This window comes from Pseudomonas sp. K5002 (assembly GCF_013386655.1).
Lineage (GTDB): Bacteria > Pseudomonadota > Gammaproteobacteria > Pseudomonadales > Pseudomonadaceae > Aquipseudomonas.
Genome location: NZ_JACARK010001672.1, coordinates 1 through 359, shown reverse-complemented (window position 1 = coordinate 359; position 359 = coordinate 1). Strand labels below are relative to the sequence as shown.

General features: G+C 63.5%; 1 protein-coding gene. It reads left to right on the top strand.

Annotated features, from left to right (window positions below; genetic code table 11):
• Positions 1–359 (top strand): NAD(P)-binding protein (locus HX846_RS38625; RefSeq protein WP_178967628.1); only part of this gene is annotated, 359 nt, incomplete at both ends.

The following is a 359-nucleotide window of genomic DNA, read 5'->3' as shown; positions in this document are numbered from 1 at the left end:
GGTGGTCGGCGCCGGGCCTGCGGGTTTGTCCTGCGCCCATCGCAGCGCCCTGCACGGCCATGACGTGGTGATTTTCGAAGCCCGGGAAAAAGCCGGCGGCCTGAATGAATACGGGATCGCCAAGTACAAGCTGGTGGATGACTTCGCGCAAAAGGAACTGGATTTCCTCCTGCAAATTGGCGGCATCGAGATCCGTCACGGCCAGCGCCTGGGCGACAACCTGACCTTGAGCGAACTGCACCAGCAGTTCGATGCAGTGTTCCTCGGCCTTGGCCTGGCTGCCAGCAAACAGCTCGGCCTGCCACACGAAGACGCCCCCGGCCTGCTCGCCGCCACCGACTACATCCGTGAACTGCGCC